The organism is Streptomyces javensis (genome assembly GCF_039525925.1).
Lineage (GTDB): Bacteria > Actinomycetota > Actinomycetes > Streptomycetales > Streptomycetaceae > Streptomyces > Streptomyces asiaticus.
In genome coordinates this window covers 362,957-387,792 of record NZ_BAAAIF010000001.1, presented here as the reverse complement: position 1 = coordinate 387,792, position 24,836 = coordinate 362,957, and the positions used below count along the sequence as shown (strand labels likewise).

At 70.7% G+C, this 24,836-nt stretch carries 25 protein-coding genes; 13 read left to right on the top strand and 12 right to left on the bottom strand.

The genetic code is table 11. From position 1 onward, the window contains the following. Positions 1–74 precede the first annotated feature (74 nt). Complete coding sequence (locus ABD329_RS01715; protein ID WP_198275182.1) at positions 75–806, bottom strand: GNAT family N-acetyltransferase; 732 nt, start codon at positions 804–806, stop codon at positions 75–77. A 305-nt stretch (positions 807–1,111) separates the two neighbouring features. Here ABD329_RS01715 and ABD329_RS01710 point away from each other — a divergent pair, with 305 nt between their 5' ends. Both ABD329_RS01710 and ABD329_RS01705 read left to right on the top strand, forming a co-directional pair. Next, positions 1,112–2,245, top strand: coding sequence for an FAD-dependent oxidoreductase (locus tag ABD329_RS01710; RefSeq protein ID WP_198275183.1), 1,134 nt, complete (start codon positions 1,112–1,114; stop codon positions 2,243–2,245). Between the two features lie 67 nt (positions 2,246–2,312). After that, the gene (locus tag ABD329_RS01705) at positions 2,313–2,867 is read left to right on the top strand and encodes an AAA family ATPase (protein ID WP_198275184.1); all 555 of its coding nucleotides are present in this window, start codon (positions 2,313–2,315) and stop codon (positions 2,865–2,867) included. A 33-nt stretch (positions 2,868–2,900) separates the two neighbouring features. On the opposite strand, the gene ABD329_RS01700 is transcribed toward ABD329_RS01705, so the two are convergent. The 3 genes from ABD329_RS01700 to ABD329_RS01690 are packed head-to-tail and all read right to left on the bottom strand — an operon-like array spanning position 2,901 to position 5,595. After that, entirely contained in the window at positions 2,901–3,578 is a 678-nt protein-coding gene (locus tag ABD329_RS01700; RefSeq protein WP_198275185.1) for a response regulator, read from the bottom strand. Then, entirely contained in the window at positions 3,575–4,840 is a 1,266-nt protein-coding gene (locus ABD329_RS01695) for a sensor histidine kinase (RefSeq protein WP_344315798.1), read from the bottom strand. The genes ABD329_RS01700 and ABD329_RS01695 overlap by 4 nt, the downstream gene beginning before the upstream one ends. A 20-nt stretch (positions 4,841–4,860) precedes the next feature. Further along, a complete protein-coding gene (locus tag ABD329_RS01690; RefSeq protein WP_198280012.1) occupies positions 4,861–5,595 on the bottom strand; it encodes a hypothetical protein in 735 nt (244 codons plus the stop codon). Between the two features lie 185 nt (positions 5,596–5,780). On the opposite strand from ABD329_RS01690, the gene ABD329_RS01685 reads away from it, so the two are divergent. Next, complete coding sequence (locus ABD329_RS01685; RefSeq protein WP_198280011.1) at positions 5,781–6,740, top strand: zinc-binding dehydrogenase; 960 nt, start codon at positions 5,781–5,783, stop codon at positions 6,738–6,740. A gap of 54 nt (positions 6,741–6,794) precedes the next feature. On the opposite strand, the gene ABD329_RS01680 is transcribed toward ABD329_RS01685, so the two are convergent. Continuing rightward, positions 6,795–7,232, bottom strand: coding sequence for a glutaredoxin domain-containing protein (locus ABD329_RS01680; protein WP_198280010.1), 438 nt, complete (start codon positions 7,230–7,232; stop codon positions 6,795–6,797). Between the two features lie 146 nt (positions 7,233–7,378). Continuing rightward, positions 7,379–8,044, bottom strand: a complete 666-nt coding sequence (locus ABD329_RS01675; RefSeq protein ID WP_198280009.1) for a GntR family transcriptional regulator — start codon at positions 8,042–8,044, stop codon at positions 7,379–7,381. A gap of 96 nt (positions 8,045–8,140) precedes the next feature. On the opposite strand from ABD329_RS01675, the gene glyA reads away from it, so the two are divergent. From glyA to ABD329_RS01645, 6 genes are all read left to right on the top strand, one after another. Continuing rightward, the gene (gene glyA, locus ABD329_RS01670) at positions 8,141–9,457 is read left to right on the top strand and encodes a serine hydroxymethyltransferase (RefSeq protein WP_198280008.1); all 1,317 of its coding nucleotides are present in this window, start codon (positions 8,141–8,143) and stop codon (positions 9,455–9,457) included. Continuing rightward, positions 9,454–10,674 (top strand): sarcosine oxidase subunit beta family protein, encoded by a 1,221-nt coding sequence (locus ABD329_RS01665; protein ID WP_198280007.1) that lies wholly within the window; start codon positions 9,454–9,456, stop codon positions 10,672–10,674. The genes glyA and ABD329_RS01665 overlap by 4 nt, the downstream gene beginning before the upstream one ends. Positions 10,675–10,779: 105 nt before the next feature. Further along, positions 10,780–11,076 (top strand): sarcosine oxidase subunit delta, encoded by a 297-nt coding sequence (locus tag ABD329_RS01660; RefSeq protein WP_198280006.1) that lies wholly within the window; start codon positions 10,780–10,782, stop codon positions 11,074–11,076. After that, a complete protein-coding gene (locus tag ABD329_RS01655) occupies positions 11,073–13,985 on the top strand; it encodes a sarcosine oxidase subunit alpha family protein (RefSeq protein ID WP_344315797.1) in 2,913 nt (970 codons plus the stop codon). The genes ABD329_RS01660 and ABD329_RS01655 overlap by 4 nt, the downstream gene beginning before the upstream one ends. Continuing rightward, the gene (locus ABD329_RS01650; protein ID WP_425574268.1) at positions 13,978–14,592 is read left to right on the top strand and encodes a sarcosine oxidase subunit gamma; all 615 of its coding nucleotides are present in this window, start codon (positions 13,978–13,980) and stop codon (positions 14,590–14,592) included. The genes ABD329_RS01655 and ABD329_RS01650 overlap by 8 nt, the downstream gene beginning before the upstream one ends. A 462-nt stretch (positions 14,593–15,054) precedes the next feature. After that, the gene (locus ABD329_RS01645) at positions 15,055–15,726 is read left to right on the top strand and encodes a hypothetical protein (protein WP_198280155.1); all 672 of its coding nucleotides are present in this window, start codon (positions 15,055–15,057) and stop codon (positions 15,724–15,726) included. On the opposite strand, the gene ABD329_RS01640 is transcribed toward ABD329_RS01645, so the two are convergent. After that, complete coding sequence (locus ABD329_RS01640) at positions 15,723–16,238, bottom strand: helix-turn-helix domain-containing protein (RefSeq protein ID WP_198280161.1); 516 nt, start codon at positions 16,236–16,238, stop codon at positions 15,723–15,725. The two genes, ABD329_RS01645 and ABD329_RS01640, sit on opposite strands and share 4 nt — an antisense overlap. A gap of 99 nt (positions 16,239–16,337) precedes the next feature. Here ABD329_RS01640 and ABD329_RS48115 point away from each other — a divergent pair, with 99 nt between their 5' ends. Beyond that, positions 16,338–16,487, top strand: coding sequence for a GTP cyclohydrolase I (locus ABD329_RS48115; RefSeq protein ID WP_425574267.1), 150 nt, complete (start codon positions 16,338–16,340; stop codon positions 16,485–16,487). Positions 16,488–16,862: 375 nt separating this feature from the next. Continuing rightward, positions 16,863–17,840 carry a glycoside hydrolase family 16 protein gene (locus ABD329_RS01630; RefSeq protein ID WP_198280156.1) on the top strand — a complete coding sequence of 326 codons (978 nt, stop codon included), beginning with the start codon at positions 16,863–16,865 and terminating at the stop codon, positions 17,838–17,840. A gap of 73 nt (positions 17,841–17,913) precedes the next feature. Here ABD329_RS01630 and ABD329_RS01625 read toward each other — a convergent pair whose 3' ends face one another. Next, a complete protein-coding gene (locus ABD329_RS01625; protein ID WP_246618893.1) occupies positions 17,914–19,284 on the bottom strand; it encodes a PHB depolymerase family esterase in 1,371 nt (456 codons plus the stop codon). 333 nt (positions 19,285–19,617) lie between these two features. On the opposite strand from ABD329_RS01625, the gene ABD329_RS01620 reads away from it, so the two are divergent. Next, a complete protein-coding gene (locus tag ABD329_RS01620) occupies positions 19,618–20,403 on the top strand; it encodes an IclR family transcriptional regulator (protein WP_198280158.1) in 786 nt (261 codons plus the stop codon). A gap of 112 nt (positions 20,404–20,515) precedes the next feature. Here the strand turns inward: ABD329_RS01620 and ABD329_RS01615 are convergent, their stop codons facing one another. The 3 genes from ABD329_RS01615 to tnpA form a co-directional block, all read right to left on the bottom strand. Continuing rightward, positions 20,516–21,439, bottom strand: a complete 924-nt coding sequence (locus ABD329_RS01615) for a poly(ethylene terephthalate) hydrolase family protein (protein WP_246618894.1) — start codon at positions 21,437–21,439, stop codon at positions 20,516–20,518. A 332-nt stretch (positions 21,440–21,771) separates the two neighbouring features. Beyond that, positions 21,772–22,263, bottom strand: coding sequence for a MarR family winged helix-turn-helix transcriptional regulator (locus ABD329_RS01610; RefSeq protein WP_344315794.1), 492 nt, complete (start codon positions 22,261–22,263; stop codon positions 21,772–21,774). Positions 22,264–22,374: 111 nt separating this feature from the next. Next, positions 22,375–22,806, bottom strand: a complete 432-nt coding sequence (gene tnpA / locus ABD329_RS01605) for an IS200/IS605 family transposase (protein WP_198280888.1) — start codon at positions 22,804–22,806, stop codon at positions 22,375–22,377. Between the two features lie 26 nt (positions 22,807–22,832). Between tnpA and ABD329_RS01600 the strand changes: the two genes are divergently transcribed. Further along, positions 22,833–24,158 carry an RNA-guided endonuclease InsQ/TnpB family protein gene (locus ABD329_RS01600; protein ID WP_198280889.1) on the top strand — a complete coding sequence of 442 codons (1,326 nt, stop codon included), beginning with the start codon at positions 22,833–22,835 and terminating at the stop codon, positions 24,156–24,158. Between the two features lie 107 nt (positions 24,159–24,265). On the opposite strand, the gene ABD329_RS01595 is transcribed toward ABD329_RS01600, so the two are convergent. Continuing rightward, the gene (locus ABD329_RS01595) at positions 24,266–24,778 is read right to left on the bottom strand and encodes a copper chaperone PCu(A)C (protein ID WP_198280890.1); all 513 of its coding nucleotides are present in this window, start codon (positions 24,776–24,778) and stop codon (positions 24,266–24,268) included. Positions 24,779–24,836 lie beyond the last annotated feature (58 nt).

Below are 24,836 nucleotides of genomic sequence, written 5' to 3'. Positions count from 1 at the left end.
TCGGAGCCTCCTCGGGCAGAGCCGGATCCCTGATCCCGCCTCGTGATACGGCGCTGTGGCGGCACGGCGTACCGTCACGGGGTGCGGAAGCCGCGAAACGTCACGGGCGTCCGGCTCACGAAGCCGAGCCGTTCGTAGAGCGCGATGGCGCCGGTGTTCGTCTCGGCCACGTGCAGGAAGGGGCGTTCGTTCCGAGCCAGGATGCGCGCGACGAGGGCGCTGATCAGGCGGGCGGCGTGGCCTCGCCCGCGTGCCTCGGGGGCCGTGCAGACGGCGCTGATCTCGGTCCATCCCGGGGGCCGGAGCCGTTCGCCCGCCATGGCCACCAGTCTGCCGCCGTCGCGGATGCCAAGGTAGGTGCCGAGTTCGAGGGTGCGCGGCCAGAACGGTCCCGGTTGGGTCCGTGCGACCAGGTCGAGCATCTGAGGCACATCGGCCGCACCCAGCTCCACCACGTCGGTGCTGTTCGCCGCATCAGGCTGATCGGGGCGGCTGCCGCCGGACCAGATCATCTGCCGGCCTTCGAGGACGAAAACCTGCTCCCAGTCCGGAGGAGGGGACGCCTGGCAGCTGAACATGTCGGCGAACGCCTCCCGTCCGAGGAGCCGTGCGAGACCGGCCCAGTCCGCCGCGTCAGCATCGGCGGGTACCGCGGAGAAGGTCGCGACTCCCGGCAGGTAGGTGGCGGCCCGGCCGAGCCTGCGCCCCAGACCCGCGTGGTGGCCGCGCAGCGACTCGCCCACCGGATCGTCGAGTACCGCGGTGTGACCGCTGCCACCACCGTAACCACCGTCACCGCTCGTCATCGTGATGTGCCCTTCCCACTGTGCGCGGTCGGCCGAGCGACGCGATACCGCCCGGGCGCATTCCCCGGCTGGATTCCTGCCGACGCGTCCGGTAGTGGCGCCGGGGTGATGGGAACCCTAACCGCCCCCGGCCGTCGCGTGGCGAGGGGGTCGCGAAGGTGGCGCGCTCGTCGAAAAGCCGCGGTGTCGGTCTCACATCGGTGGCTGTCGGTCCGTTGTCGGTGGTCGGTCGGCGGGCCCTGGAACCTTTCACATCGATCCTGCCGGGTGCCCATCCGGCAGGCGTGCGACAGCGAGGAACCACCATGACCACTGACGTCACGATCATCGGTGCCGGACTCGGCGGCCTCACGCTCGCCCGCGTCCTGCACGTCCACGGCATCCCGGCCACCGTCTACGAAGCGGAGGCTTCCGCTACGGCGCGCACGCAGGGCGGGATGCTCGACGTCCACGAGGACAGCGGACAGCCGGCTCTTGAGGCGGCCGGTCTGACGGATGAGTTCCGCGGCCTCGTGCTGGAGGGCCGCCAGGCGATACGGGTCCTCGACCAGGAAGGGACCGTCCTGTTCGAGAAGGGCGACGACGGCACGGGTGGCAGCCCCGAGGTGCTGCGCGGCGAGCTGCGGCAGATGCTCCTCGACTCGCTCCCGACCGGCACCGTCCGGTGGGGGCACAAGGTCAGCGGGGCCCGTGCCCTCGGCGAGGGCCGCCATGAGGTGACCTTCGCCGACGGCGCCACCGTCACCACCGGCCTGCTGGTCGGCGCGGACGGCGCGTGGTCCCGAGTCCGGCCACTGCTGTCCGCCGCGATCCCCGAGTACATCGGCATGTCGAGCGTCGAGACCCATCTGTTCGACGCCGACACCCGCCACCCGGCCGGGGCTAAAGCGGTCGGCGGCGGGTCGCTGTTCGCGCTCGCGCCGGGCAGGGGATTCCTGGCCCACCGGGAGAAGGGCGGCACGGTGCACACCTACGTGATGCTCGCCCGGCCACGTGCCTGGTTCGCGGACATCGACTTCACCGACTCCGCCGCGGCCACCGCACGGATCGGGCAGGAGTTCGCCGACTGGGCACCGGAGCTCACCGCCCTGATCGCCGACGGTGACACCGCCCCGGTGCTACGCCCCCTCTTCGCCCTGCCCGTGGACCACCGTTGGGCGCGGGTGCCGGGGGTGACCCTGCTCGGGGACGCCGCCCACCTCTCGCTCCCGAACGGCGAGGGCGCCAACCTGGCCATGTACGACGCCGCCGAACTCGGCAAGGGCCTCGCCGCGCACCCCGACGACATCGAGACCGCGCTCGCCGAATACGAACGGGCCATGTTCCCCCGCAGCGCCGCGGCCGCCACCGAAGGCATCCGCGTTCACGAGTTGTTCTACGGAGACGACGCACCTCACGGCCTGATCAGCATGTTCACGGGCGGCGAGCAGACCCCGTGAGCCCACTGATACATGACCAGCCGATATCGGATGGCCTCAGCCGGATGTGCGCTGGCAGGCTGCCCCCATGGATCACGCGGAAGTACTGCTCATCGGAGGGCGGGCCGGAGTCGGCAAGACGACGGTGGGGTGGGAGGTGTCGGCCGTACTGCGGGCCGCGGCCGTCTCGCACGCGGTCATCGACGGCGACTTCATGGGGCAGGTCCACCCGGCCCCGGAGGGAGATCCCCACTGCTCGGAAATCACCGAAAGCAACCTGACGGCCGTGTGGGCGAACTTCGCCCGACGCGGCTACCGCCGACTGATCTACACCAACACCGTGAGTGTGCTGCCCGAGTCCACGGGAATGTTCGAGCGGGCTATGGGAGCGGGGACACGGATCATACGGGTTCTGCTCACCGCCTCCGATGCCACCGTCGAAGAGCGGCTGGTGCGCCGCGAACTCGGCTCCGAGCTCGAGCAGGAACTGGAAGCCAGCGCTCGCAAGGCGCGGCTGCTGGACCAGAAAGCCACCGCGGAGACCGTACGGGTGGTGACGGACGGGCGTGCCGTCGTGGACATCGCGCGCGAGGTGGTGACCGCGACCGGCTGGGCCGAGCGGCACTCCGCGAGCAGCCCATGACACCTCCTCGAGACGGTCAGGTGATCAAGGAGTTCAGGAGCCGCCGGCCGCCGTGACGAGTCCTGATTCGTAGGCGCTGATGACCAGTTGCGCACGATCGCGCGCTTCCAGCTTGCTCAGCAGCCGCCCGATATGTGTTTTGACGGTGCCGTGGCTGAGGTGGAGGTACTCGGCGATGTCGGTGTTGGACAGGCCACGGGCCACCAGCAGCAGAACCTCTCGCTCCCGGTCCGTGAGGTTCTCCAGCGAGGAGCCGGGCGCCGGACAGGCGTGGGGAAGGCGGGCGAACGCGGCGATCAGGCGCCGGGTCACCGAGGGCGCCAGGAGGGACTCTCCGGCGGCGACGGTGCGGATGCCGGTCAGCAGGACCTCGGGCGAGGTGTCCTTCAGCAGGAACCCCGCCGCCCCGGCCCGCAGCGCGCCGTACACGTACTCGTCGAGGTCGAAGGTGGTCAGGATGAGAATGCGGGTCCGCGCTGTCTCGGGCGAACGGGCTATGTGCCGCGTTGCCTCGATCCCGTCCATGCCGGGCATCCGGATGTCCATGAGCACCACGTCCGGGCGCAGCCGCCGGGTGCTCTCGACGGCTTCGGCGCCGGTGCCGGCCTCACCCACCGCGGTCAGCCCGGGCGCGGTGTCGATGAGCACCCGGAAACTCCCCCGGAGCAGGGACTGGTCGTCGGCGACCAGGACCCGGATCGGTTCGGTCACGGGGTCGGCTCCCTTCGGTCCGGTACGGTCCCGTGCGCGGGTTCGGCCGGGAGACGGGCCGAGACGGCGAACCCGCCGCCGGGCCGCGGCCCGGCCCGAAGTGTCCCCCCGTACATCATCACCCGTTCCCGCATCCCCACCAGTCCGTGACCACCCCTGAGCTCCCCTCGACCGGGCACGGCCGTCCTCCCCGCCCCGTCGTCGGCCACCCCGATGTCCACCTGGCCGCGCGAGTCGGCGGTGACGGTGACCTCGCAGCGCGTTCCGTCGCCGCCGTGCTTGACGACGTTGGTCAGGCCCTCCTGGACGATGCGGTAGACGGTGAGCGCCGTCCCCGCGGGGAGGTCGGCCGCCAGCCGGGTACGGAGCCTGACGCGGATGCCCGCCCGCTCGGCGCGCCGGACCAGGGAGGGCAGGTCGTCCAGTCCGGGCGGGGGTGCCATCTGCGCCGAACCGGCTCCTGACGGATGCGGTACGGCGTCGGCGCCCGGCGGGTGCGGTGTGGCGGTGTCGCCACGCAGCACACCCAGGGCGCGCCGCATCTCGGTCAGCGCCTCCCGGCCGGTCCGCTCGATCGCGCCGATGGCGTCGCGTGCCTCCTCGGGGCGCTCCTCGGCCACGTGGTTGGCGACGGACGCCTTGACGACGATCACGCTGAGGCTGTGCGAGACGATGTCGTGCAACTCCCGGGCGATGCGCAGCCGTTCCTCGGCCAGCGCCTCCTCGGCCAGGCGCCGCTCGCGCCGCGCCGCCCGGGCCCGCCGCTCACGTACGGCACGGCCCGCGCCCCATGCGCCACCGACCACCAGCCACACCAGCGCCGCGGTTCCGACCGCTTCCGGCCATGGGCCGGACGGGGTCAGCACCGCCTCCCCGCTGATGACCGCTGCCGCCGAGACGGCCAGGGTCAGTGCGAGCGCCGCCACGGCTCGGCGGGGCGGTACCAGGAGCGCCACCGCGTAGAGGGTCAGGGCGGTGGAGACGTAGGGGTCGCGGGTGATGTCGAGGAGCGTCGCCGCCGCCGTGGCGCCCAGCACCACCGTCAGGGCGGGCAGGGGCCACAGGCGCCGGACGGCCGGCGGTACGCCCACCCCCACCGCCACCAGCCAGCCCGCCCACACCGGGCCGAAGAACCGGGGCAGGCCGTCGGCCCCGCCCTGCCCGGCCAGTGCCACATACGCGGCCGTCACCACGCCCGCCACACAGGCGTCGACTGCCAGCAGATGCGGCCCGGTCCGCGGGCGCCACCGCACGATGCGCACCGCACGACAATACCGAGCGCTCATCCCGCCTGCCCGAAGCAGAACATGGCGGCGCCCACCACACCTACCAGCACCAGCCTCCCGACGACGGTGGCCGCCCGCGGAGTTGGCCCCGCGCGCCACGCGGCCACGCCCAGCGGTACGAGCGCCACGCACAGCCCCGCGGCAGCCGCGACCGACCACGCGGTCGTCCCCTTCAGCACCCCCAGTGGCATCCCCGATACCAGGCCCAGGGCCGCCGCACGCAGGGGTCCGAGCACCCGTGCGCGGTAGGCGCCGACCGCCAGCAGGATCCAGCCGCCCATGATGGCCGCGTTCAGGACGCTGAAGACGTGGAAAGCGCCATAGGTCTCGCTCACGGTGCGGGCCGCCGACGCCGCGCCACCGGCGGTCACCAGTTGGAAGTCGGCGTGGTCCACACCTGCGTGAAACGCCCGGGCGAACAGGCCCAGGACGGTGAGCACACCACCCCATACGGCCGGCTCCCGGAAACGCTCACCGATCCGGGCGGCCAGGAGCGCCACTCCCGGCCAGAGCAGCACCCACCCCGCCGCGACAAGGCTGTACGAGGCGGTCATGAGATGCGGATGGCGTTCGTACGCGCTCAGCTGCGCGGGGAAGAAGAAGCTGAAGCGCAGACGGAGCAGCACACCGGTGAGCACCAGCAGGGGCCCGACCACGAGGGACGCGCCGCCCACCCAGCGCCCCGGAAAGAGAGCCTGTGACGCGGCGGTTGATGGAGAAGTGACGGTCATGGGGCAACGATGTCGCCACCGCACACGCCACGTCGTCGGAGCACGGACCACACTTCCGGATCGGACCGTGGTCGCACTCCCCCGCCGCGCCTCAGCCCCTGGTCCGACCGCGCCGTCACAGGGGGAAACTGACACGGCGATAGGCTGCGGCGGTTCCTCAGCCAATGAGCCCTTGGGAGTAATCGATGAAGGCATTCCGGTACGTGGCACAGGGCGCCCCGCTGGAGAGTGCCGAACTGCCGGACCCGGTGGCCGGTCCGGGCTGGGTCGTGGTGGACGTCGAGGCCGCCGGGCTGTGCCACTCCGACGTCCATATGATTGACGGCCTGATCGAGCCCATCTGCCGCCCGCCCTTCACATTCGGCCACGAGGTCGCAGGCACCGTCTCCGCCCTCGGCGAAGGCGTGGAGGGCTATGCGACAGGCGATCGCGTGGCCGTCGCGATCATCGCGCATCCGCAGGTCCAGGCGTCCTACGCACCGGGCATCGGCATCGACGGCGGTTACGCCGAACGTCTGGTCGCCCATGCCTCCACCCTCGTACCCCTGCCCGACAACGTCTCCACCGTCCATGCGGCCGTCGCCACGGACTCCGTCGTCACCGCCTACCACGCGGTCCGCACCGAGGCCCGGGCCAAACCGGGCGAGGTGATCGCCGTCATCGGCCTGGGCGGCCTCGGCCTCAATGGAGTCCGTACGGGGGTGATCGCGGGGGCCACGGTCTACGGCGTGGACATCAACCCCGACACCTTCGAGGCCGCCCACGCGGCGGGCGCCCGCGAATGCTTCACCGACACCGCGGCACTGGCTGACCTGCGGCCCGATGCCATCATCGACTTCGCGGGCGTGGGCTCGACCACGTCCGACGCGATCGATGCCGTACGCCGCCACGGCCGCGTGGTCTTGGTCGGTCTCGGCACCAGGACCACGACCTTCTCCAACGGCAGCCTCATCCACAAAAGCGTGCGGCTCCGCGGCTCCTACGGCGCCAGCAAGGACGAATACCGCCAGGTCCTGAGCTTCATCGCGGACGGCCGGATCGAACCGGTCGTGGAGGAGATCCCCTTCGCCGACCTCAACCAGGGGTTGGACCGGCTCCGCCACGGCAAGGTCCGCGGCCGCCTGATCACCCGCCCCAGGGGCTGAAGCCGCATCGCTGGGACGCGGTGGGCCACGGTCCGACGGAGGGACCGCTCGCCGTCACGCGGAGCGGGAGAGCTGTTCGCGTACCCATGCGGGGTCGGGGTTGGTGTGCGGCCGGCCCGCCACGACGACGGTCGGCACGGTCTCGTTGCCGTCGTTGGCCGCCCTGACCGTTGCCGCTCCGGCCGGGTCGCGCCAGATGTTGACCCAGTGCGCCTGGCGGGCGCCGCGGCCCAGGCGGATGCGCAGACGGATGCAGAACGCGCAGCCCGGTCGCCAGAAGACGACCGGACGGCCGTCTGCCGCGCTGCGTCGTTGTGCCTCCGGTGCGCTGATCGACCTGGGGAAGATCAGTGGCGAGTTCACGCCTGCGAGCAGGACGAACACCAGCAGGACCGATACGGCTGTGCCGGGGTCTCCGCTGGAGGCCAGCCCGGTGGCGAGGGCTACGCCGCAGAGCACGAGGAGTATCGGCAGGATCCAAGCGCGCGTCATAGCGGCCAAGGCTATCGGTGTGCCGGGACCGGCCTCGGGGCTGCATGCCCGGGGCCGGACCGTCCCCGCTGTAACCCGGTCGAACGCTGTGTCCGTTTCACGATCGTCCAGCTCCCGGAGGACGATGTCGCCCCTCGGCCCCCGTGTCAGATCGCGGCGCGAATGGCCCGTTCGAAGCCCTCGACATGGCTGTGGGCGAGCTCTGCCGCCTTGTCGGCGTCACCGGCGACGACCGCCTCGATCAGCGGCCCGTGCTCTCCGATGTGACCGGCCATGTCGAACAGGCGGTCGATGAACAGGCACCAGATGCGGGTCGCCAGATTGTCGTGGCGGACGAGCGTGTCCTCCAGGTACGGATTGTGCGTGGCGGCGTAGATCGCGCGGTGCACCTGGAGGTCCAGGCGCATCAGCTCGGCGGCGTCGCGCTGAGGTGAGTCCGCGCCCGCCAGCTCCCGCAGGGCGGCCGTCAGGGTCGTACGGTCCGCGGTGGTGGCGCGCCGCGCGGCCAGGGCGGCGGCCAGGGGCTCCAACTCCTGGCGCACCTCGGAGATATGGGCCAGGTCGGTGATGTTGACTTCGGTGGCGAAGGTACCGCGCCGGGGGTAGGTCGTGATCAGGCGCTCGTACTGGAGCCGCTTGAGCGCCTCGCGCACCGGTGTGCGTCCGACGCCGAGGGACTGCGCGAGCTGGTCCTCGTTGATCGGTGCGCCCGGGCGGATCTCGAGCATGACGAGCCGGTCGCGGATGGCGCGATAGGCGCGCTCGGCGAGGGAGAGCTCCTCGCCCGCGGGTTCGGTCGCCACCTGCCGCATGAAATGCCCCCTTGACCTGTCTCGCAAGCTCTCATACCTTACCGCAGAGGCTGATATATCAGTTGCCCATTAGTTGGCTCTCAGAATGGTGCACAGATGGCAATCACCCCGTCGACCAGCACATTCGCCTCCCCTCTCACCCTCCCGCTCAGCGAACTCGACCCGGACATCGCCGCCGCGGTGGGGGCCGAGCTGCACCGTCAGCAGTCCACCCTGGAGATGATCGCCTCGGAGAACTTCGCTCCGTCGGCGGTCATGGAGGCCCAGGGCTCGGTCCTGACCAACAAGTACGCCGAGGGCTACCCCGGCCGCCGCTACTACGGCGGCTGTGAGCACGTCGACGTGGTCGAGCAGATCGCCATCGACCGGGTCAAGGAGCTCTTCGGCGCCGAGGCGGCCAACGTCCAGCCGCACTCCGGCGCCCAGGCCAACGCGGCCGCGATGTTCGCCCTGCTCTCCCCCGGCGACACCATCCTCGGCCTCGACCTCGCGCACGGCGGCCATCTGACCCACGGCATGAAGATCAACTTCTCCGGCAAGCTCTACGACGTGGTGCCGTACCACGTGCGCGAGTCCGATCTGCGCATCGACATGGACGAGGTCGAGCGGCTCGCGCTCGCGCACCGGCCGAAGATGATCGTCGCGGGCTGGTCTGCCTACCCCCGGCGGCTGGACTTCGCCGCGTTCCGCCGGATCGCGGAGGAGGTCGGCGCGTACCTGATGGTTGACATGGCACACTTCGCCGGGCTGGTGGCCGCGGGCCTCCACCCCAACCCAGTGCCCTACGCCGACGTCGTGACGACCACCACGCACAAGACCCTCGGCGGCCCGCGCGGCGGGGTGATCCTCAGCCGTGCCGGTCTGGCCAAGAAGATCAACTCGGCGGTCTTCCCCGGTCAGCAGGGCGGCCCGCTGGAGCATGTCATCGCGGCGAAGGCGGTGGCCTTCAAGGTGGCGGCGGGCGAGGAGTTCAGGGAGCGCCAACGGCGCACCCTGAACGGCGCCCGCATCCTCGCCGGACGGCTGCTGGCCGACGATGTGGCCGAGGCCGGGATCACGGTGCTCACCGGCGGCACCGAGGTCCATCTGGTCCTCGTCGACCTGCGGAACTCCACGCTCGACGGGCAGCAGGCCGAGGACCGGCTGCACCGCGTCGGCATCACGGTCAACCGCAACGCGGTGCCGTTCGACCCCCGCCCGCCGATGGTCTCCTCGGGGCTGCGGATCGGCACTCCGGCCCTGGCCACCCGCGGCTTCGGCGAGACGGAGTTCCGGGAGGTGGCCGACATCATCGCCCAGGCCCTCAAGGACGAGCGGCTCGACGACGAGCGCGCGGGCCTGCTGCGCGACCGGGTCGAGAAGCTCGCCTCCGCCTTCCCCCTCTACCCCCGCCCGAACGGAGCCGCGGCATGACCGCCCAGCCGCTGCCGGAGCACCCGGACTTCCTCTGGCGCAACCCCGAGCCGCGCTCCTCGTACGACGTCGTCATCGTCGGCGCGGGCGGCCACGGCCTGGCCACCGCCTACTACCTGGCCCACAACCACGGCATCACCAACATCGCCGTCCTGGAGAAGGGCTGGCTGGCCGGCGGCAACATGGCACGCAACACCACGATCATCCGCTCCAACTACCTGTGGGACGAGAGCGCGGCGATCTACGAGCACGCGCTCAAGCTGTGGGAGGGCCTCCCGGAGGAGCTGGACTACGACTTCCTGTTCAGCCAGCGCGGCGTCCTCAACCTCGCGCACACCCTTCAGGACGTCCGCGAGGGCGCGCGCCGGGTGGGCGCCAACCGCCTCAACGGCGTGGACGCCCAGTGGCTGGCGCCGGACGAGGTCGCCGAGGTCTGCCCCATCCTCAACGTCTCGCCCCGCACCCGGTATCCGGTCCTCGGCGCCACGTTCCAGCCGCGGGCCGGTATCGCCAAGCACGACCATGTCGCGTGGGCGCTGGCGCGCCGGGCCGACGCCATGGGGGTGGACCTGATCCAGGGGTGCGAGGTCACCGGCTTCCTCAAGGACGGCGACCGGGTGGTGGGCGTCGAGACCAGCCGTGGCCGGATCCGCGCCGGCCGGGTCGGCCTCGCGGCCGCCGGGCACAGCAGTGTGCTGGCCGAACTCGCGGGGTTCCGGCTGCCGGTGCAGTCCCATCCGCTCCAGGCACTGGTCTCCGAACTGCATGAGCCGGTGCACCCGACCGTGGTGATGTCGAACCATGTGCACGTCTACGTCTCCCAGGCGCACAAGGGCGAGCTGGTGCTGGGCGCGGGCGTCGACTCGTACAACGGCTACGGGCAGCGCGGCTCCTTCCACGTCATCGAGCAGCAGATGGCCGCCGCCGTCGAGCTTTTCCCGGTCTTCGCCCGCGCGCATGTGCTGCGGACCTGGGGCGGCATCGTCGACGTCACCCCGGACGCCTCCCCCATCATCGGCACCACCCCCGTCGAGAACCTCTACGTCAACTGCGGCTGGGGCACCGGCGGTTTCAAGGCCACCCCGGCCGCCGGCTGGACCTTCGCGCACACGATCGCCACGGGCGAGCCGCATCCGCTGAACGCCCCCTTCGCGCTCGAACGCTTCGCGACGGGCGCGTTGATCGACGAACACGGCGCCGCGGCCGTGGCCCACTGAGAACCCGGCCGAGCGCGCCCGCCGAGCACCCGGCCGAGCGCCCGCCAAGGACCCGCCGAGAACCCGGCTGAGCACCCGCCGGGAGCCCGCTGAGAGAAGGACACCGTGCTGCTGATCACCTGCCCATGGTGCGGTCCTCGCGACGAGGCCGAGTACCACTACGGGGGACAGGCCCATGTCCCCTACCCCGAGCGCCCCGCCGACCTCGACGACGAGCAGTGGGCCGCGTACGTCTTCTACCGGGACAACCCCAAGGGCCCCTTCGCCGAGCGGTGGATGCACGGCACCGGCTGCCGCCGCTGGTTCAACGTCCTGCGCGACACCGTCAGCTACGAGGTACTGGCCTCCTACCGGCTCGACGCGCCCCGCCCCGAACTGCCCCAGGCCGGAGGAAACCGATGACCGACCAGCCCCACCGGCCCGATCAACCCCGTCGGCTCCGACAGGGGGGCCGTATCGAGCGCGACACCGTGCTGCGGTTCACCGTCGACGGACGGGAGCTGACCGGGCACCCCGGAGACACCGTGGCCTCGGCGATGCTGGCGAACGGGGTCGCCGAGGTCGCCCCGTCGATCTACCGCGGCCGCCCGCGCGGCATCGTCGCCGCGGGTGTCGAGGAGCCCAACGCCCTGGTGCAGCTCGGTGGTTCGTGCTCGGAGGGCATGCTTCCGGCGACGACCGTGGAGCTGTACGACGGGCTGTCCGCCACGACGCTTTCGGGGATGGGGCGGCTCGACCCGACCCCCGACCCCGCCGGCTACGACAAGAAGTACGTCCACACCGACGTCCTGGTCATCGGCGCCGGACCGGCCGGGCTCGCGGCCGCCGCCGCTGCCGCGGGCTCCGGCGCCCGGGTGATCCTCCTCGACGACCAGCCCGAGCCCGGCGGTTCGCTGCTCTCCGGGCGCGCCGAGAGGGTCGGCGCACAGACCGCCCTCGAGTGGGTCGCCGAGGTCCGCGCGGCCCTCGACGCCGCCCCGGAGGCCGTCGTCCTGCGCCGCGCCTCGGCGTTCGGCTCCTACGACGACAACTACGTACTGGCGGTGCAGCGGCGCACCGATCACCTCGGGCCCGACGCGCCCGGCCCCTCCGAGGGCGTCTCGCGCCAGCGGCTGTGGCACATCCGGGCCCGCCAGGTGGTCCTGGCGACCGGCGCCCACGAGCGTCCGCTGGTCTTCGCCGGGAACGACCGGCCCGGGGTGATGCTCGCCGGGGCCGTGCGCTCCTACCTCAACCGGTACGCCGTGGCTCCCGGCTCGCGGACCGTGGTGAGCACGACCAACGACAGCGCCTATGACACGGTCGCCGATCTCCACGCCGCCGGGCTCGACATCGCCGCCGTCGTGGACGCGCGTCCCGAGCTGTCCCGCCGGGCCGCCGAGGTCGCCACGGCGACCGGGGTGCGGGTGCTGACGGGCGGTGCGGTGGTCGGCACCGCGGGCGGCCACCGGCTCACCGGCGTCACCGTCCAGGCCCTCGACGAGGAGGGTCGACTCACCGGCGAGCCGGAGTCGTTCGACTGCGACCTCCTCGCCGTCTCGGGCGGCTGGAGCCCGGTGGTGCACCTGCACAGCCAGCGCCAGGGCAGGCTGCGCTGGGACGAGGACCTGGTCGCGTTCGTGCCCGACGGCACCGTACGGGACCAGCGGGTGGTCGGCGCGGCCCGGGGGACGTACGATCTCGACGGCTGCCTGGCCGAGGGGGCACGGGCCGGTGCCCGGGCGGCGACGGACGCCGGGTTCCCGGTTCCCCTGCCGTCGTCCCAGGACGCGCGGCCCGGGCCCGGCCCGATGCGCGCGCTGTGGCTGGTGCCCGCCCCCGAGGGCGAGCCCGGCAGCTGGGACACCCACTTCGTCGACCTCCAGCGCGATGCCACCGTCGCCGACATCCGGCGGTCCACCGGGACCGGCATGCGCGGTGTCGAGCACGTCAAGCGCTACACCTCGCTCGGCACGGCGAACGACCAGGGCAAGACCTCCGGCGTCAACGCGATCGGTGTGATCGCCGAGATGCTCGGCGCGGGCGCGTCACCCGGAGAGATCGGCACCACGGCCTACCGGGCGCCGTACACACCGGTGGCCTTCGCCGCCCTCGCCGGGCGGGAGCGCGGCGAACTCTTCGACCCGGAGCGCCTGACCTCCATTCACCACTGGCATGTCGCTCAGGGAGCGGTGTTCGAGGACGTCGGCCAGTGGAAGCGCCCCTGGTACTACCCCCGGCCGGGTGAGGAGATGGACGCGGCCGTGGCCCGCGAGTGCCGCGCCGCCCGCGAGGGGGTGGCGTTCATGGACGCCTCCACCCTCGGCAAGATCGAGATCTGGGGCAGGGACGCCGGGGAGTTCCTGGGCCGCGTCTACACAGGCGGCTTCAAGAAGCTCAGGCCCGGCATGGCCCGCTACGGCGTGATGTGCAAGCCGGACGGCATGATCTTCGACGACGGCGTCACGCTGCGCCTCGAGGAGAACCGCTACTTCATGACCACCACGACCGGCGGTGCCGCCGGAGTCCTGGACTGGCTGGAGGAGTGGTTGCAGACCGAGTGGCCCGAGCTCGACGTCCACTGCACCTCGGTGACCGAGCAGTGGACGACGATCGCCGTCGTCGGCCCGCAGTCGCGCGAGGTCGTCGCCCATCTCGCCCCCGACCTCGACCTGTCGAACGAGGCGTTCCCCTTCATGGCCCTCCGCGAGACCACCCTGGCCTCCGGTGTCCCGGCCCGCATCTGCCGGATCTCCTTCTCCGGCGAACTGGCCTACGAGATCAACGTCTCCGCGTGGTACGGCCTGGCGGTCTGGGAGGAGGTGTACGCGGTGGGCCGACCGTACGACATCACCCCGTACGGCACCGAGACCATGCACGTGCTGCGGGCCGAGAAGGGCTACATCATCGTCGGCCAGGACACCGACGGCACCGTCACCCCACAGGACGCGGGCATGTCCTGGGTGGTCTCCAAGCAGAAGGACTTCATCGGCAAGCGCTCGCACTCCCGCCCCGACACCTCCCGCCCCGACCGCAAGCACCTGGTCGGCCTGGTGCCGAGCGATCGCAGCACCCGGCTGCCCGAGGGCACCCAGCTCATCGCGCCGGACGTGCCCGTCACCCCCGAGGCCGGGCCGGTGCCGATGCTCGGCCATGTCACCTCCAGCTACCACAGCCAGGCGCTGGGCCGTCCGTTCGCCCTCGCCCTGGTCACCGCCGGCCGGGACCGCGTCGGGGACACCCTCCTCGCCCCCGTCGGCGACGACCTCGTACCCGTCCGGGTCACCGAACCCGTGCTCTACGACCCCGAAGGGACCAGGCGAGATGGCTGAGCTGACCGACACGAGCCCGGTGGCGCTGCGCACCAGCCCCCTGGCACATCTGGCGGACCGGATGCACGCGGCCGCCGTCACCGGCGCCCGTGGCGTCACCCTGGCCGAGCGGCCGTTCACCACCATGGTGAACCTGCGCCTCGACCCCGCTTCGGAAGCCGCCGTCCGCGTGGAGAAGACCCTGGGGGCGCCGCTGCCGCGAGAGTGCGGCCACACCACCGCGTCCGGCGCCCACACCGTCGCCTGGCTCGGCCCCGACGAGTGGCTCGTGCTGTCCGAAGGGCCCATCGACACCGTCGAGTTGCGGCAGGCACTCGCGGGAGACCCGGGCTCGGTCGTGGACGTCTCGGCGAACCGCACCACGCTGGAGCTGACCGGCCCGGCCGCCCGGCAGGTGCTGGAGAAGGGCTGCCGGCTGGACCTGCATCCCCGTGCCTTCGGCCCGGGCCGGGCGGCGTCGACCACGGTGGGCCCCGTCCCGGTGCTGCTCTGGCAGCTCGACGACACACCCACCTACCGGCTCCTCCCGCGGTCCTCGTTCGCCGACTATCTGGCGCGCTGGCTCATCGACGCGATGAGCGAATACCGCGGACCGGAGGTGCCCTGACAAGCCCGGCCTCGCCGTGCCGGGCCCGCGATGGCCCAAGCAGCCGAATACGCATGGCCCATATCCCGGGGTCGACCGGCCCCTCCCCAGGACAGACCCCATCTGATAGCGCGCGCTCATCGCTCCACCACCAGGAAACCCCGAATTCACCTTCGCTCTGAAGGCGCCTCTGATTCGGCCATACCTGGCCGATATCCAGCTTGCCGCTCATCCCGACGTGGCCTGGATAATTCTGCCGTTGTCGCCGTGGCCTGCCGGAGCGGCGCCGCGGTTCGGGGAGGGCCCATTCCGCCTTCCCGTCTGCTCCATCTGATCCGTCTCAGTTTCCCTCTGTTCCTCTCCGCTCCTCCCTGCTCCGCCCTGTTCCAACGCACCAGCCAGGAATTCAGTGATGGTCATGAGCGCTCGTGGAACGGTTCGGCACCTTTTCGGCATCAAGCGAAGACACCCTGGGAGACACACATGAGAAAGCTGAAGCTGGGCAAGAGATCGGCCCGAATGGGATCCGCGCTGGCGGTCGGTTTATTGATGGTGAGCGGCTTGACGGCCACGTCGGCCAGCGCCGCGCCGTCCTCCGCCAACGCCTCGCCCGAGCTGGGGGTTCGTTTCTACCCCGACGGCGACGGCCAGTGCGACGGGCCGACGAACCCGCCGGAGCGGTGGGTCACCGCGCCCGACTGGTCCACCGCCATCCGCCTGGACACCGACAATCGCGCGGGCGGCTGCCAGCTGGCCTTCGGCATCTATGACCCGTCGAACTCCCTCGCGGGTCTGACCGCCACCTACACCTGGGAGCCGGAGCCCGGCAGCGACGAGAGCCAGTGCCAGAACGGGGGCGCGCACTCGATCCCGATCAAGCCGTTCAAGACCTTCGGCGACAACATCCGGGTGGACACCGATGGCCGAGCGGGCTGGTGCAACCTCACCTTCACGCTGTCCGGTCGCTCGGACGTCGGCCTCGACGTGCAGTTCTACGGAGATGGCGGCGCCGACGCCGGGGGGCAGTGCAAGAACTACCGCCCCAAGGACACCTATGACACGGCCTACGAGGGCCACTCCGTGACCGTGAGCGACGACACCGACGGCCGCGCCGGCGGCTGCTACCTGTCGCTCCGCCTGAACCGCCTGTTCTAGGCTTCCGGGCCGCTGAGCCCCTCGGCCCGGGCCGTCCGCTCATCACCATCGGTGTCACTCGGGCCCAGCCGCACACAGCATTCACCGGGCTGGGGAGCCAGCACGGCCTGGACCCCGCCCACCTCAAGGCCGCTGAGGTAGCCACCGAGGAACGCGTGGTTCATGCCGCACACCAGGTCGGGGGCCTTCGCGGTCAGCGGATGGAACGGGCAGTTGCGCAGCCGGAGCTCGGTGGGAGCCTTCCGGACGGGTTCGTAGCCGTACTCGTCCAGCAGGCGCTCACAGACGGTCAGCCCGCGCTCGGGGCCCAGGCGGCCCGGCCGGGTCTCGTCCCGCGCCGCCTCACCCATCCGCCGGCCGCGCCGCTCGGCGGCCCGCACCGCCGCCTGCGCGGCGTTCTCGTCGGTCCCCTCGGTGAGGACGGCATCCAGGAGCAGGTCCGCCAGGAGCTCATGGCGCCGCTCGGGGATGCTGTTCAGCCCGCGCCCCTTCGACCTGACCACCTTCCCCAACGACGAGGGCTACGACGAACTCGTCCTGGCCCGCCGCATCCCCGTCCGATCCAGGTCGCCGACTGGCTTCAGACCCATCTGGAGCCCAAGGGCGTCGGTGTGGTGATCGAGGCCGAGCACTCCTGCATGACCCTGCGCGGCGTCCAGGCCACCGGATCGAGCACCATGACCTCCACCCTGCTCGGGCTGCTGCGCTCCGACGCCCGCTCGCGCGCCGAATTCCTGGCCCTGACCGGCGCGACCTCGTGACCGGCGGCCCGTTTCCCGCGGGCCGGTCCGGACGACACCGCGGCGTGCCGCGTCGTCAAGAGTTGGCGAGCGCCGGTACCGGCACCCCCGAAATGTCTCCAACTCTGAAGCGGAGCGATCGATACTTCCGCGGCGGTGCGGTCAAGCCAAGGGCTTTCGTTCAACTAGTGAATTGGGCAAGGCCCTTGACCGACAAGGGCGGGGTCCAAGACAGTCGTTCCGTGTGAGCGCTCTCTCGACTCCATGGGCGCTCGCTCTGTCCACTGTGCCCGAGTTCCCGTAGCCCGATCTCCCCTCACCCCCACGCCGGGAGCGGGCTACGGGGGCTCGCACATCCCGTCACCGCTGTTCCTTCGAACGAAAGCAGCCCCCCACATGTTCAGGATCACTTCCTCAGATACGACGGCGGAGGCCAAACCCCGCCGACGCCGACGACGCGTTCTGGCCTTCGTGGCCGCCCTGTCGCTTCCGGTGACCGGACTGCTCGCTCTCACCGTGTCCTCCAACACCGCCGCCGCGGGCGAGCCCACGGCCAAGGCCGAGTGGACCACCGTCTTCCAGGACGACTTCGACGGCGCGGCCGGCACCGGTCTGAACAAGAACGACTGGCTGTACGACATCGGCACCGGCTACCCGGGCGGCGCCGCGAACTGGGGCACCGGCGAGATCGAGTCGGTCACGGACTCCACCGACAACGTCTACCACGACGGTGCCGGGCATATGGTGATCAAGCCGATCCGCGACGGTTCCGGCAAGTGGACCTCCGGCCGCGTGGAGACCCAGCGCACCGACTTCGAGGCGCCCGCCGGTGGGCAGTTGGAGATCAGCGCCTCCCTCAAGCAGCCCAACCCGGAGAAGGCCCTCGGGATTTGGCCCGCCTTCTGGGCCATGGGCGCCGACGCCCGCCCGGTCGGGGCCACCAACTGGCCGAGCATCGGTGAGCTGGACATCATGGAGGACGTCAACGGGCTCAGCAAGCACTCGAACACCTTCCACTGCGGTGAGTGGGCCGGCGAGTGCCACGACCCGGACGGGATCACCAGCGATCTGCTGCCGTGCGACGGCTGTCAGACCGACTACCACACGTACTCCGTGATCGTGGATCGCACCGACACCTCCGCCGAACAGCTGCGCTTCTACCGCGACGGCAAGGAGACCTTCACGGTGAAGCAGAACCAGGTGTCCGCCGAGACCTGGAAGAAGGCGGTGGACCACGGGTTCTTCGCCATCTTCAACGTCGCGGTCGGCGGCTCGTACCCGAACAAGGTCTGCGGCTGCACCTCGCCGGCAGCGGACACCACCTCCGGCGAGGGGATGAGCGTGGACTGGTTCTCCGTCAAGGTGAGCAAGTAACGCCGCGCGCATTCATCCAGGCAGTGGTGCGCCCGCTCCCACCAGCGCGGCGGGAGCGGGCGCATCCGGGTGGCTAACGGGACTGGTCGAAGAGCCAGTCGATGACGACGTCGTTCTCGTATGTCTGGGCCCACGCGAAGTGCGCGCTCACCGGCGTCGTTCCGGGCGGGTAACTCGTGAACAGCACATGGCTGCCGGTCCGGCGGGCCCGGTTCAGCAGGGCCCTGGAGCGGGCTTCGAACTCCGCTTTCGGCAGGTCGTTGGCCCACTCCCCGCGGGTGACCCGCGCACCGGCGCTCTCCAGCGCGCCCATCAGCGTCCAGGTGCCGGGCTTTCCGAACCGTCCCTCGCGGTAGGGGACCACCGGGTCGTCAATGGAGTGGTCGGTCCACATCGGGATGTGCGTGATTCCATCCATGGTGGACGGGTCGCCCCAGCCGGCGGTGGCCAGGGCCGCGGCGAAGGTGTGGGGACGCCTCGGGAGCAGGTTGAAGATGCCTCGCGCACCCGATGACAGGCCGACGAGATAGAGCCGATCCGCGTCGACGGGGCGCTGCGTTGTGAAGGCGTCGATGAGTTCGACCAGCGCCGCGCGGACCTTGGGGTCGGTCCAGTCCGTTCCGTCGGGTCCGTCCATGGGGCGGGGCAGTGGGATCTGGGGTGCGAGCACGAACGCCGGGTGCCGACGCTGGCGTTCCGGCTTGGCGAAGGTGACGGCGACGCGATTCGCGGTGAGCTGGGTCATGTTGTTGTCGGCGACCTCGCCACCGCCGTGCAGGGTGACGACGAGCGGATACCGCACGGCCGCCCCCGGACTCCGCACGAACCCTTCCGGCTGGTACAGCCGGAAGGCCAGTTCGAACCCCGTGGAGTCGGTGAACGATCCCGCTGTGAAGTCGTCGACCACCGGGGTGATGACATCGTCGTTCCGGATCGCCAGCGGACCGGCCGCGAGCACCAGTTCGCCACCGGGGGTCCGCACATCGGCCACCTGCCTGACGGTGTAGGCACGTTGGAGCGGAAGCGGGTCGGTGCCGGAGGCCCGTGCGTTGGCGTCGTCCGGGTCGAGCTCGATGACGAGGTATCTGCCCGGGCGTCCGGCGCCGGGGAGGTCGTCCGTCCCGGCCACGGTGTTCGGGTAGACCCGGGTGACCGTTCGGGCCGCGCTCTGCCCACCGAGGTCGGCGGTGACCTGGAACGCGGAGGGCGGGATGACGCCGCCGCGCATGTCGATGGGGTCCGCGTGGCGGATGGCGACGGCGGTCACCCGCCAGTTGTCCCTGGGCGTCACCTGTGTGATGAGGGCGGTCCGCAGAGCGGGATTGGCTCCGGACGCCGCCGGCCGTCCCGGCGCGGGGGCATCGGCTGACGCAGTGGCCGTGTTGATCACCAACGAGCCGGTGACGGTACCCGCCGCCATGGCGAACGCCGTACGTCTGGTCATCTTTCTCATGGGTCCTCCGTGAGATGTCGGCGGCCCTGGAGGGCCGGATGTGGAGCCGAGCGCCTGGTGCGGGGGAACCGAGAATGAGTGGTGCGGCGGGGGTACCCGTGAGTCTCCAAGCCGCGTTCGAACGATGTCCAGCGTCGGAACCGGGATCTGTCGATGCGTCATCCGCATCAATCCGGCCGCGACGGTCTTATGCGCAAACGACAGCTTCATATCCAGGGGCGAGGGGTGGCCCTGCCGCCGCACGCACCTGAAGCTTTGCTGTAGGCATGTCAACGCAGGCCTCCTTTGTGCGGCACACGGCCCATCCGCCGAAAGGATCCCCAGATGCGTTCAGCGCCGCCTCCACCTCCGCCCGGCGGCGCGGCCGCCGGGCGGGAACCGGCCCCCCGCTCGGTGGCCGGCCGGGTTCTCAGCGTGCTGGACGCGTTCGCGGGAGAACGCCGTCGGCTGACCCTCTCGGACATCAGCCGGCGAACCGGGATGCCGCTGGCCACCACGCACCGGCTTGTCGGCGAGCTGCTGTCCTGGGGGGCGCTCGAACGGGACCGGAACGGCCGCTACGAGATCGGCCTGCACTTGTGGGCGGTCGCGGCCATGGCCCCACGCTGGCTGGAGCTGAGGGACGTGGCGATGCCCTTCCTCCTGGGCCTGTACCGGAAGACCGGGCGGCAGCAGGTCCGGCTGGCGGTGCTGGACGGCATGGAGACAGTGCTCGTCGAGCGGATCGGCGCCCCGGACACCGGCGCGACGGGCGAACCGGTCGGCGGTCGGCGCCCGGCGCACGCCACCGGTGACGGCCTGGTGCTCCTCGCGTACGCGGGGGCCACCGTCCAAGAGCGCTATCTGGTCCACCACGCCCCGGCGACCGGCCTGCGTCGGGTGCTCGCCGAGGTGGAGGGGACAGGCTGCGCGGTGAACGGCCGGTGGCCCGGGCCCGGGGGCACGGTGTCGGCCGCGGCTCCCGTGCGGGACGCGACGGGCGAGGTCGTCGCGGCCGTGTCCGTCGTGCCGGGGACCTCCGGTGCCGGACAGAGCGCGCTCGCGCCCGTGGTCATGGCCACCGGCCGGACCATCTCCCGCGCGTTGTTCCACCGGCAGAACGGCGCGTGAGCCGACGCCTCCAGGGGGGCGCCGCACGCGGAGTGGGCGAGCGCGGGCTCGTGAGCAGGGCTCCCGCGGCGGACCGCGGGAGCCCTGCGCGGGGGCCGTACGGGGAATCCGCTCAGAACGGACAGGTGTCCTGCCAGCGCGAGACCAGGGAGGGGTTGCCCTTGTCCGCTTCCCGCGCGGCACCGCACAGGAACGGGCTGAAGCGGGTGTCGCCGTACAACCAGCGGCTGAAGAACGACACGATCCACTTGCCCTGCTTGGCCTTGTTGCCGTAGCCGGTCATCGGGCAGAGATGGTCGCCGGGAACCTCGACGAAGAGCTTCTCGGCCCGGGACATGGAGTTGTACCAGGGCAGCGCGTAGGTGTTGGCGTGGGCGACGGGGTCGCTCTGACAGGTCATGAAGAAGGTGGGGTCGGTGACTCCGGAGAAGTTCTGGCTGGGGTTGTACGGGGCCAGGGGCACGCCCGCCTTGAAGCGGGAGTCGTCCCGCAGAGCCACCATCACACCGCCGCCGCCCATCGAGTGACCGGCCGCGCCGAGCGTGCCATTGACCTTCCCGTAGATCGGGTTGCCGACGGTGGAGCCGAACGAGAGCAGTTGGGTGCCGGCGGCGCTGATCTGGCGACCGCGCGACGCGGGATCGTCGCCCAGCGCAAGGGTGCCGACGTTGATGACGACGAAGCCCCAGGAGGCGAGGCGGGGCGCGAGCCATTGCAGGTTCTGCTGGGTGCCCTGGTAGCCCGGCATCAGCACGACGCCCGGATACGAGCCGCCGGCCGTCGGGTAGGTGATCGTGCCGGACCCGTACCCGTTCGGATGGGGAACGGTGTAAGTGGCGGTGGCCAGCGGCCCGTTCGTGGCCTCGAGTGAGGCGGTCGTCGGATCCGGGATCGCCGCGGGGACGGAAGCGTTCTCGGCGGGCGAGCCGGCCGCGGAGTTGCTCCGGGACGGCCGCTCTGCGGCCGCGGTCGGTGTGACGGAGACGGTCAACAGCGCCGAGATGAGGGTGGTCGCCAGAGCGATCAGCACGGCCATGGCGCGGGACCGGGACCGTAACGGGGAGGTCGATCTGGACGGGCGACGGGTTGGACGCATCGATGTACCTCCAGGATGCGGCGCGGGTGCGCGCTGCGGAAGCGCAGCGCGACCGCACCGTAGATTGCGCCAGGGACACCCGGAAGTCGACTTTCTGCCCAGCGGAAGGAAATACCGCGTGCGGGGTTCTTCGACGGTCCTTGTGTGGTCAGGGCGTGGCCCTGGCCCGCAAGGAATCGGCCGGCCTCGGCGGTGCCGGCCACGGGTGCTCGATGATCACCTTCAGCCGACCTACGAACACCGCCGCGGATGGGCGGGACCGCCGCCTCACATCACCAGTTGGCGTGTGCCTGGGAGCCGTCCGGTACCGTGGGCTCGCCGCCCGCTTCGGTGAACGCCTGCAACGCGTCGATCAGATGGCGACGCTGGCCCGGTGGCATGGCCTCGACGATGCGGGCGATCTCCTGCCGCCGCCGTTCGGTGGCCTCGCCCACGATCCGCCGCCCGCCTTTGGTCAGCGAGATCACGCTGGTGCGCCGGTCCTCCGCCGAGACGCCGCGCGCGGCCATCCCCGCCGCGACCAGACGGTCGATCATGCGCATCGCGGTCGACGGCTGCACCCCCAACTCCCCCGCCAGCCCGGACAGGCTCAGCGGCCCCCGGCCGTCGAGCACCACCAGCATCCGGAACTGCGGCAGCGTCAGGGATTCCGCCACCGCGGCCAGCGATCGGGCTGAGACGGCGACCAGCAGACGGGACGCGGTCAGCAAGGCGGAGACCATCGCCTCGGCATCGGACTCGGAAGCTGGAGAGCGGCGCTGCATACGCCCTTTCTACCTTTAATCTTGGCCAGTGCTCCGGCGTTTACGCCGGGGGTGAAGGCCATCTCAGAATTGCTCTGACCCGCGCATGAGCACGGGTCCGCGGTATTCAGCTCAGCCCACGGGGGGCTTCTGGTTCTCGATGTACTGCTTCACGAGGGTCAGGGGCGCCCCGCCGCAGCTTCCGGCGAAGTAGGAGCCGGACCAGAAGTGTCCGCCCCACAGGTACCTGCGGACGTGCGCGTCGTACTCCTTGCGCAGCAGGCGGGCGGAGACTCCCTTGAGTGAGTTGACCAGCTTGGAGAGCTGGACTTTCGGCGGGTAGTGCACGAGCAGGTGTACGTGATCCTCTTCGCCGTTGAACTCCTTCAGATCGGCCTCGAAGTCCGCGCAGACCTCCCGCATGATCTCTTCGCAGCGCGTCATCATCTCGTTGGTGAATGCTTTGCGCCGGTACTTGGTGACAAACACCAAGTGGACGTGAAGGTTGTAGACGACGTGGCGACCGGTTCTGACATCAGGATTCGGATTCCAGCGAGGTGACATAAACCAAATGTAGTACAGTGATTACCATGAGTGAACTCGGCCTGGCGAAGCGGCGGTTCGGGCACCATGCCCGACTGGCGCTCAGCCCTGCCGAGATCCGGGTCATGGACGATCAGGCGCACGCGGCCCGCACGATGTGGAACTGCCTGCACGCCTGGTGGCAGATGATGCCGAAGGACAAGCGGACCCTCGCCGCCGCTGATGCGGCGATACGCGAAGCCCGTAAAGAGCTCGACTTCCTCGCCGAGCTGCCCGCGCAGGCATCCCAGGCGGTGCTGAAAACGTACTTCCGGGCCTGGGTGAACTGCTGGGAAGGCCGGGCGGACGAGCCGAACTTCAAGGCCCGGTTCCGGTCGGCGATGTCTGTGGACATCCCGCAGGGCCGTGACCTGAACATCGTCCGCGTCCACCGCCGCTGGGGCATGGTCAACCTGCCGAAGATCGGCCGCGTCCGCTTCCGCTGGACCAAAGACCTCCCCGTGGGCAAGCGAGCAGGCACCGACAACCGGATCACCGGCGCCCGCCTGGTGAAGGATGCGCTTGGCTGGCACATCGCCTTCCGTATCCAGACCCTCGAAGCCAAGCCGCAGCCCCACCAAGGCCCGGAAGTCGGCATCGACGCCGGAGTGAACATCCCCCTCGCCTTGTCCAACAAGGACCACCAGGACCACGGACGTCCGCCACGCCTGCCGGACGGCACCGCCGACCGGGACACATGGCTCACCCCGAAGGAGAAGGCCAAACTCCTCAAGCTGGAACGGCAGGCCGCACACCGCAAGAGCCTGCGCAAGAAGGGGAAGAAGACCTCCCACCGCTTGCAGCACACCTACGACCAGATCAAGCAGCTCCGAGCAAAAGCCACGCGACGAGCCTTGGACTGGCAGCACAAGACGACCACCTACCTCGCCCGTACGTACGGCGTGATCGTAGTCGAACAGCTCAACATCACGAACATGGTCAAGTCCGCCCGGGGCACCATCGAGGAGCCGGGCAAGAACGTCAAAGCCAAAGCCGGTCTCAACCGCTCCATCGCACAACAGGCGTGGGGACGCACGGTCACGATACTGACGTACAAACTCGCCCGCTACGGCGGCCGGCTCGTCAAGGTTCCCGCCCCGAACACCTCCCGACGCTGCTCCGCATGCGGATTCACCGTCCCCGGCAGCAGGGAAGACCAGGCCACGTTCGTATGCAAGAACCCCGACTGCGACTTCCAGTGCAACGCCGACTGGAACGCAGCGAGGAACATCTTGCACCTGTACCGGATCGGCCACGACATCGTGGAGGTCCCGGCCGCCGGAAGGCGCGGTCGCAGGGCGGCTAAAACCGTCAAGCCCGTCGCCGCAAGGTAGACGGGAATCCCCATCCTGAGCTTGCGAAGGGAGGGGAGAACTTCAACGTCTCGACCCGCCGTACGGGCACCGGGCAGCCTCCCCCGCCCGCGCTCGAGCAGGCTCGCTCAGCCCTCGCCGGGCCGCACGACGACGGCGTTGGCCTCGAGACGTCCGCTGTGTTCGAAGCGGAGGGTGAAGGGCACCAGGTCTCCGGCCCGCCAGCGGGCCGTGGCCGGGACGGTCACATCACTGGTGAACGGTGACATGTCGAGCGTGCCGCCCGCCGGAACCGGCAGGGACTCCGCGGCCTGCGGGTAGGCCGATCCCCGCCCGGTCATCCGGTGGCGGCTGAGCGAGATCCCCCCGGTGACCGCGGAGGACGTCACCTCGACCAACCGGTCCCGTACGCCGCCGGTGTTGGTGATCCGGAAGAAGGCGGCGGTCCGGGGCGATCCCGGGGCGGGGAGGAAGAGCCGTGCGTCGGTGACGTCGATACGCGGGGGCCTGCCCGCGTTGCCCGAGGCGGTCCACACGGAGAGGCCGCCCAGGGCGAGGACACAGGCGCAGACCGGGGCGACCGCGGCCCGCAGGGAGTCCGTGAGGCGGCGGTGGCTGGGCGTCCAGGAGGGATTGGTCATCGGGCGGGTCTCCGGCTCGGTGTCGGGCCGTGGCCGCGGGCAGGCGGTCCACAAGCGG

Coding starts and splice junctions, on each gene's coding strand:
- ABD329_RS01705 (WP_198275184.1), top strand. CDS start 2,313: ATGGATCACGCGGAAGTACTGCTCATCGGAGGGCGGGCCGGAGTCGGC.
- ABD329_RS01600 (WP_198280889.1), top strand. CDS start 22,833: ATGAGTGAACTCGGCCTGGCGAAGCGGCGGTTCGGGCACCATGCCCGA.
- ABD329_RS01620 (WP_198280158.1), top strand. CDS start 19,618: ATGCGTTCAGCGCCGCCTCCACCTCCGCCCGGCGGCGCGGCCGCCGGG.
- ABD329_RS01665 (WP_198280007.1), top strand. CDS start 9,454: ATGACCGCCCAGCCGCTGCCGGAGCACCCGGACTTCCTCTGGCGCAAC.
- ABD329_RS01645 (WP_198280155.1), top strand. CDS start 15,055: ATGAGAAAGCTGAAGCTGGGCAAGAGATCGGCCCGAATGGGATCCGCG.
- ABD329_RS01675 (WP_198280009.1), bottom strand. CDS start 8,044: ATGCGGCAGGTGGCGACCGAACCCGCGGGCGAGGAGCTCTCCCTCGCC.
- ABD329_RS01615 (WP_246618894.1), bottom strand. CDS start 21,439: ATGGCCGTGCTGATCGCTCTGGCGACCACCCTCATCTCGGCGCTGTTG.
- ABD329_RS01710 (WP_198275183.1), top strand. CDS start 1,112: ATGACCACTGACGTCACGATCATCGGTGCCGGACTCGGCGGCCTCACG.
- ABD329_RS01650 (WP_425574268.1), top strand. CDS start 13,978: ATGGCTGAGCTGACCGACACGAGCCCGGTGGCGCTGCGCACCAGCCCC.
- ABD329_RS01595 (WP_198280890.1), bottom strand. CDS start 24,778: ATGACCAATCCCTCCTGGACGCCCAGCCACCGCCGCCTCACGGACTCC.
- tnpA (WP_198280888.1), bottom strand. CDS start 22,806: ATGTCACCTCGCTGGAATCCGAATCCTGATGTCAGAACCGGTCGCCAC.
- glyA (WP_198280008.1), top strand. CDS start 8,141: ATGGCAATCACCCCGTCGACCAGCACATTCGCCTCCCCTCTCACCCTC.
- ABD329_RS01630 (WP_198280156.1), top strand. CDS start 16,863: ATGTTCAGGATCACTTCCTCAGATACGACGGCGGAGGCCAAACCCCGC.
- ABD329_RS01610 (WP_344315794.1), bottom strand. CDS start 22,263: ATGCAGCGCCGCTCTCCAGCTTCCGAGTCCGATGCCGAGGCGATGGTC.
- ABD329_RS01715 (WP_198275182.1), bottom strand. CDS start 806: ATGACGAGCGGTGACGGTGGTTACGGTGGTGGCAGCGGTCACACCGCG.
- ABD329_RS01625 (WP_246618893.1), bottom strand. CDS start 19,284: ATGACCAGACGTACGGCGTTCGCCATGGCGGCGGGTACCGTCACCGGC.
- ABD329_RS01685 (WP_198280011.1), top strand. CDS start 5,781: ATGAAGGCATTCCGGTACGTGGCACAGGGCGCCCCGCTGGAGAGTGCC.
- ABD329_RS01655 (WP_344315797.1), top strand. CDS start 11,073: ATGACCGACCAGCCCCACCGGCCCGATCAACCCCGTCGGCTCCGACAG.
- ABD329_RS01690 (WP_198280012.1), bottom strand. CDS start 5,595: ATGACCGTCACTTCTCCATCAACCGCCGCGTCACAGGCTCTCTTTCCG.
- ABD329_RS01680 (WP_198280010.1), bottom strand. CDS start 7,232: ATGACGCGCGCTTGGATCCTGCCGATACTCCTCGTGCTCTGCGGCGTA.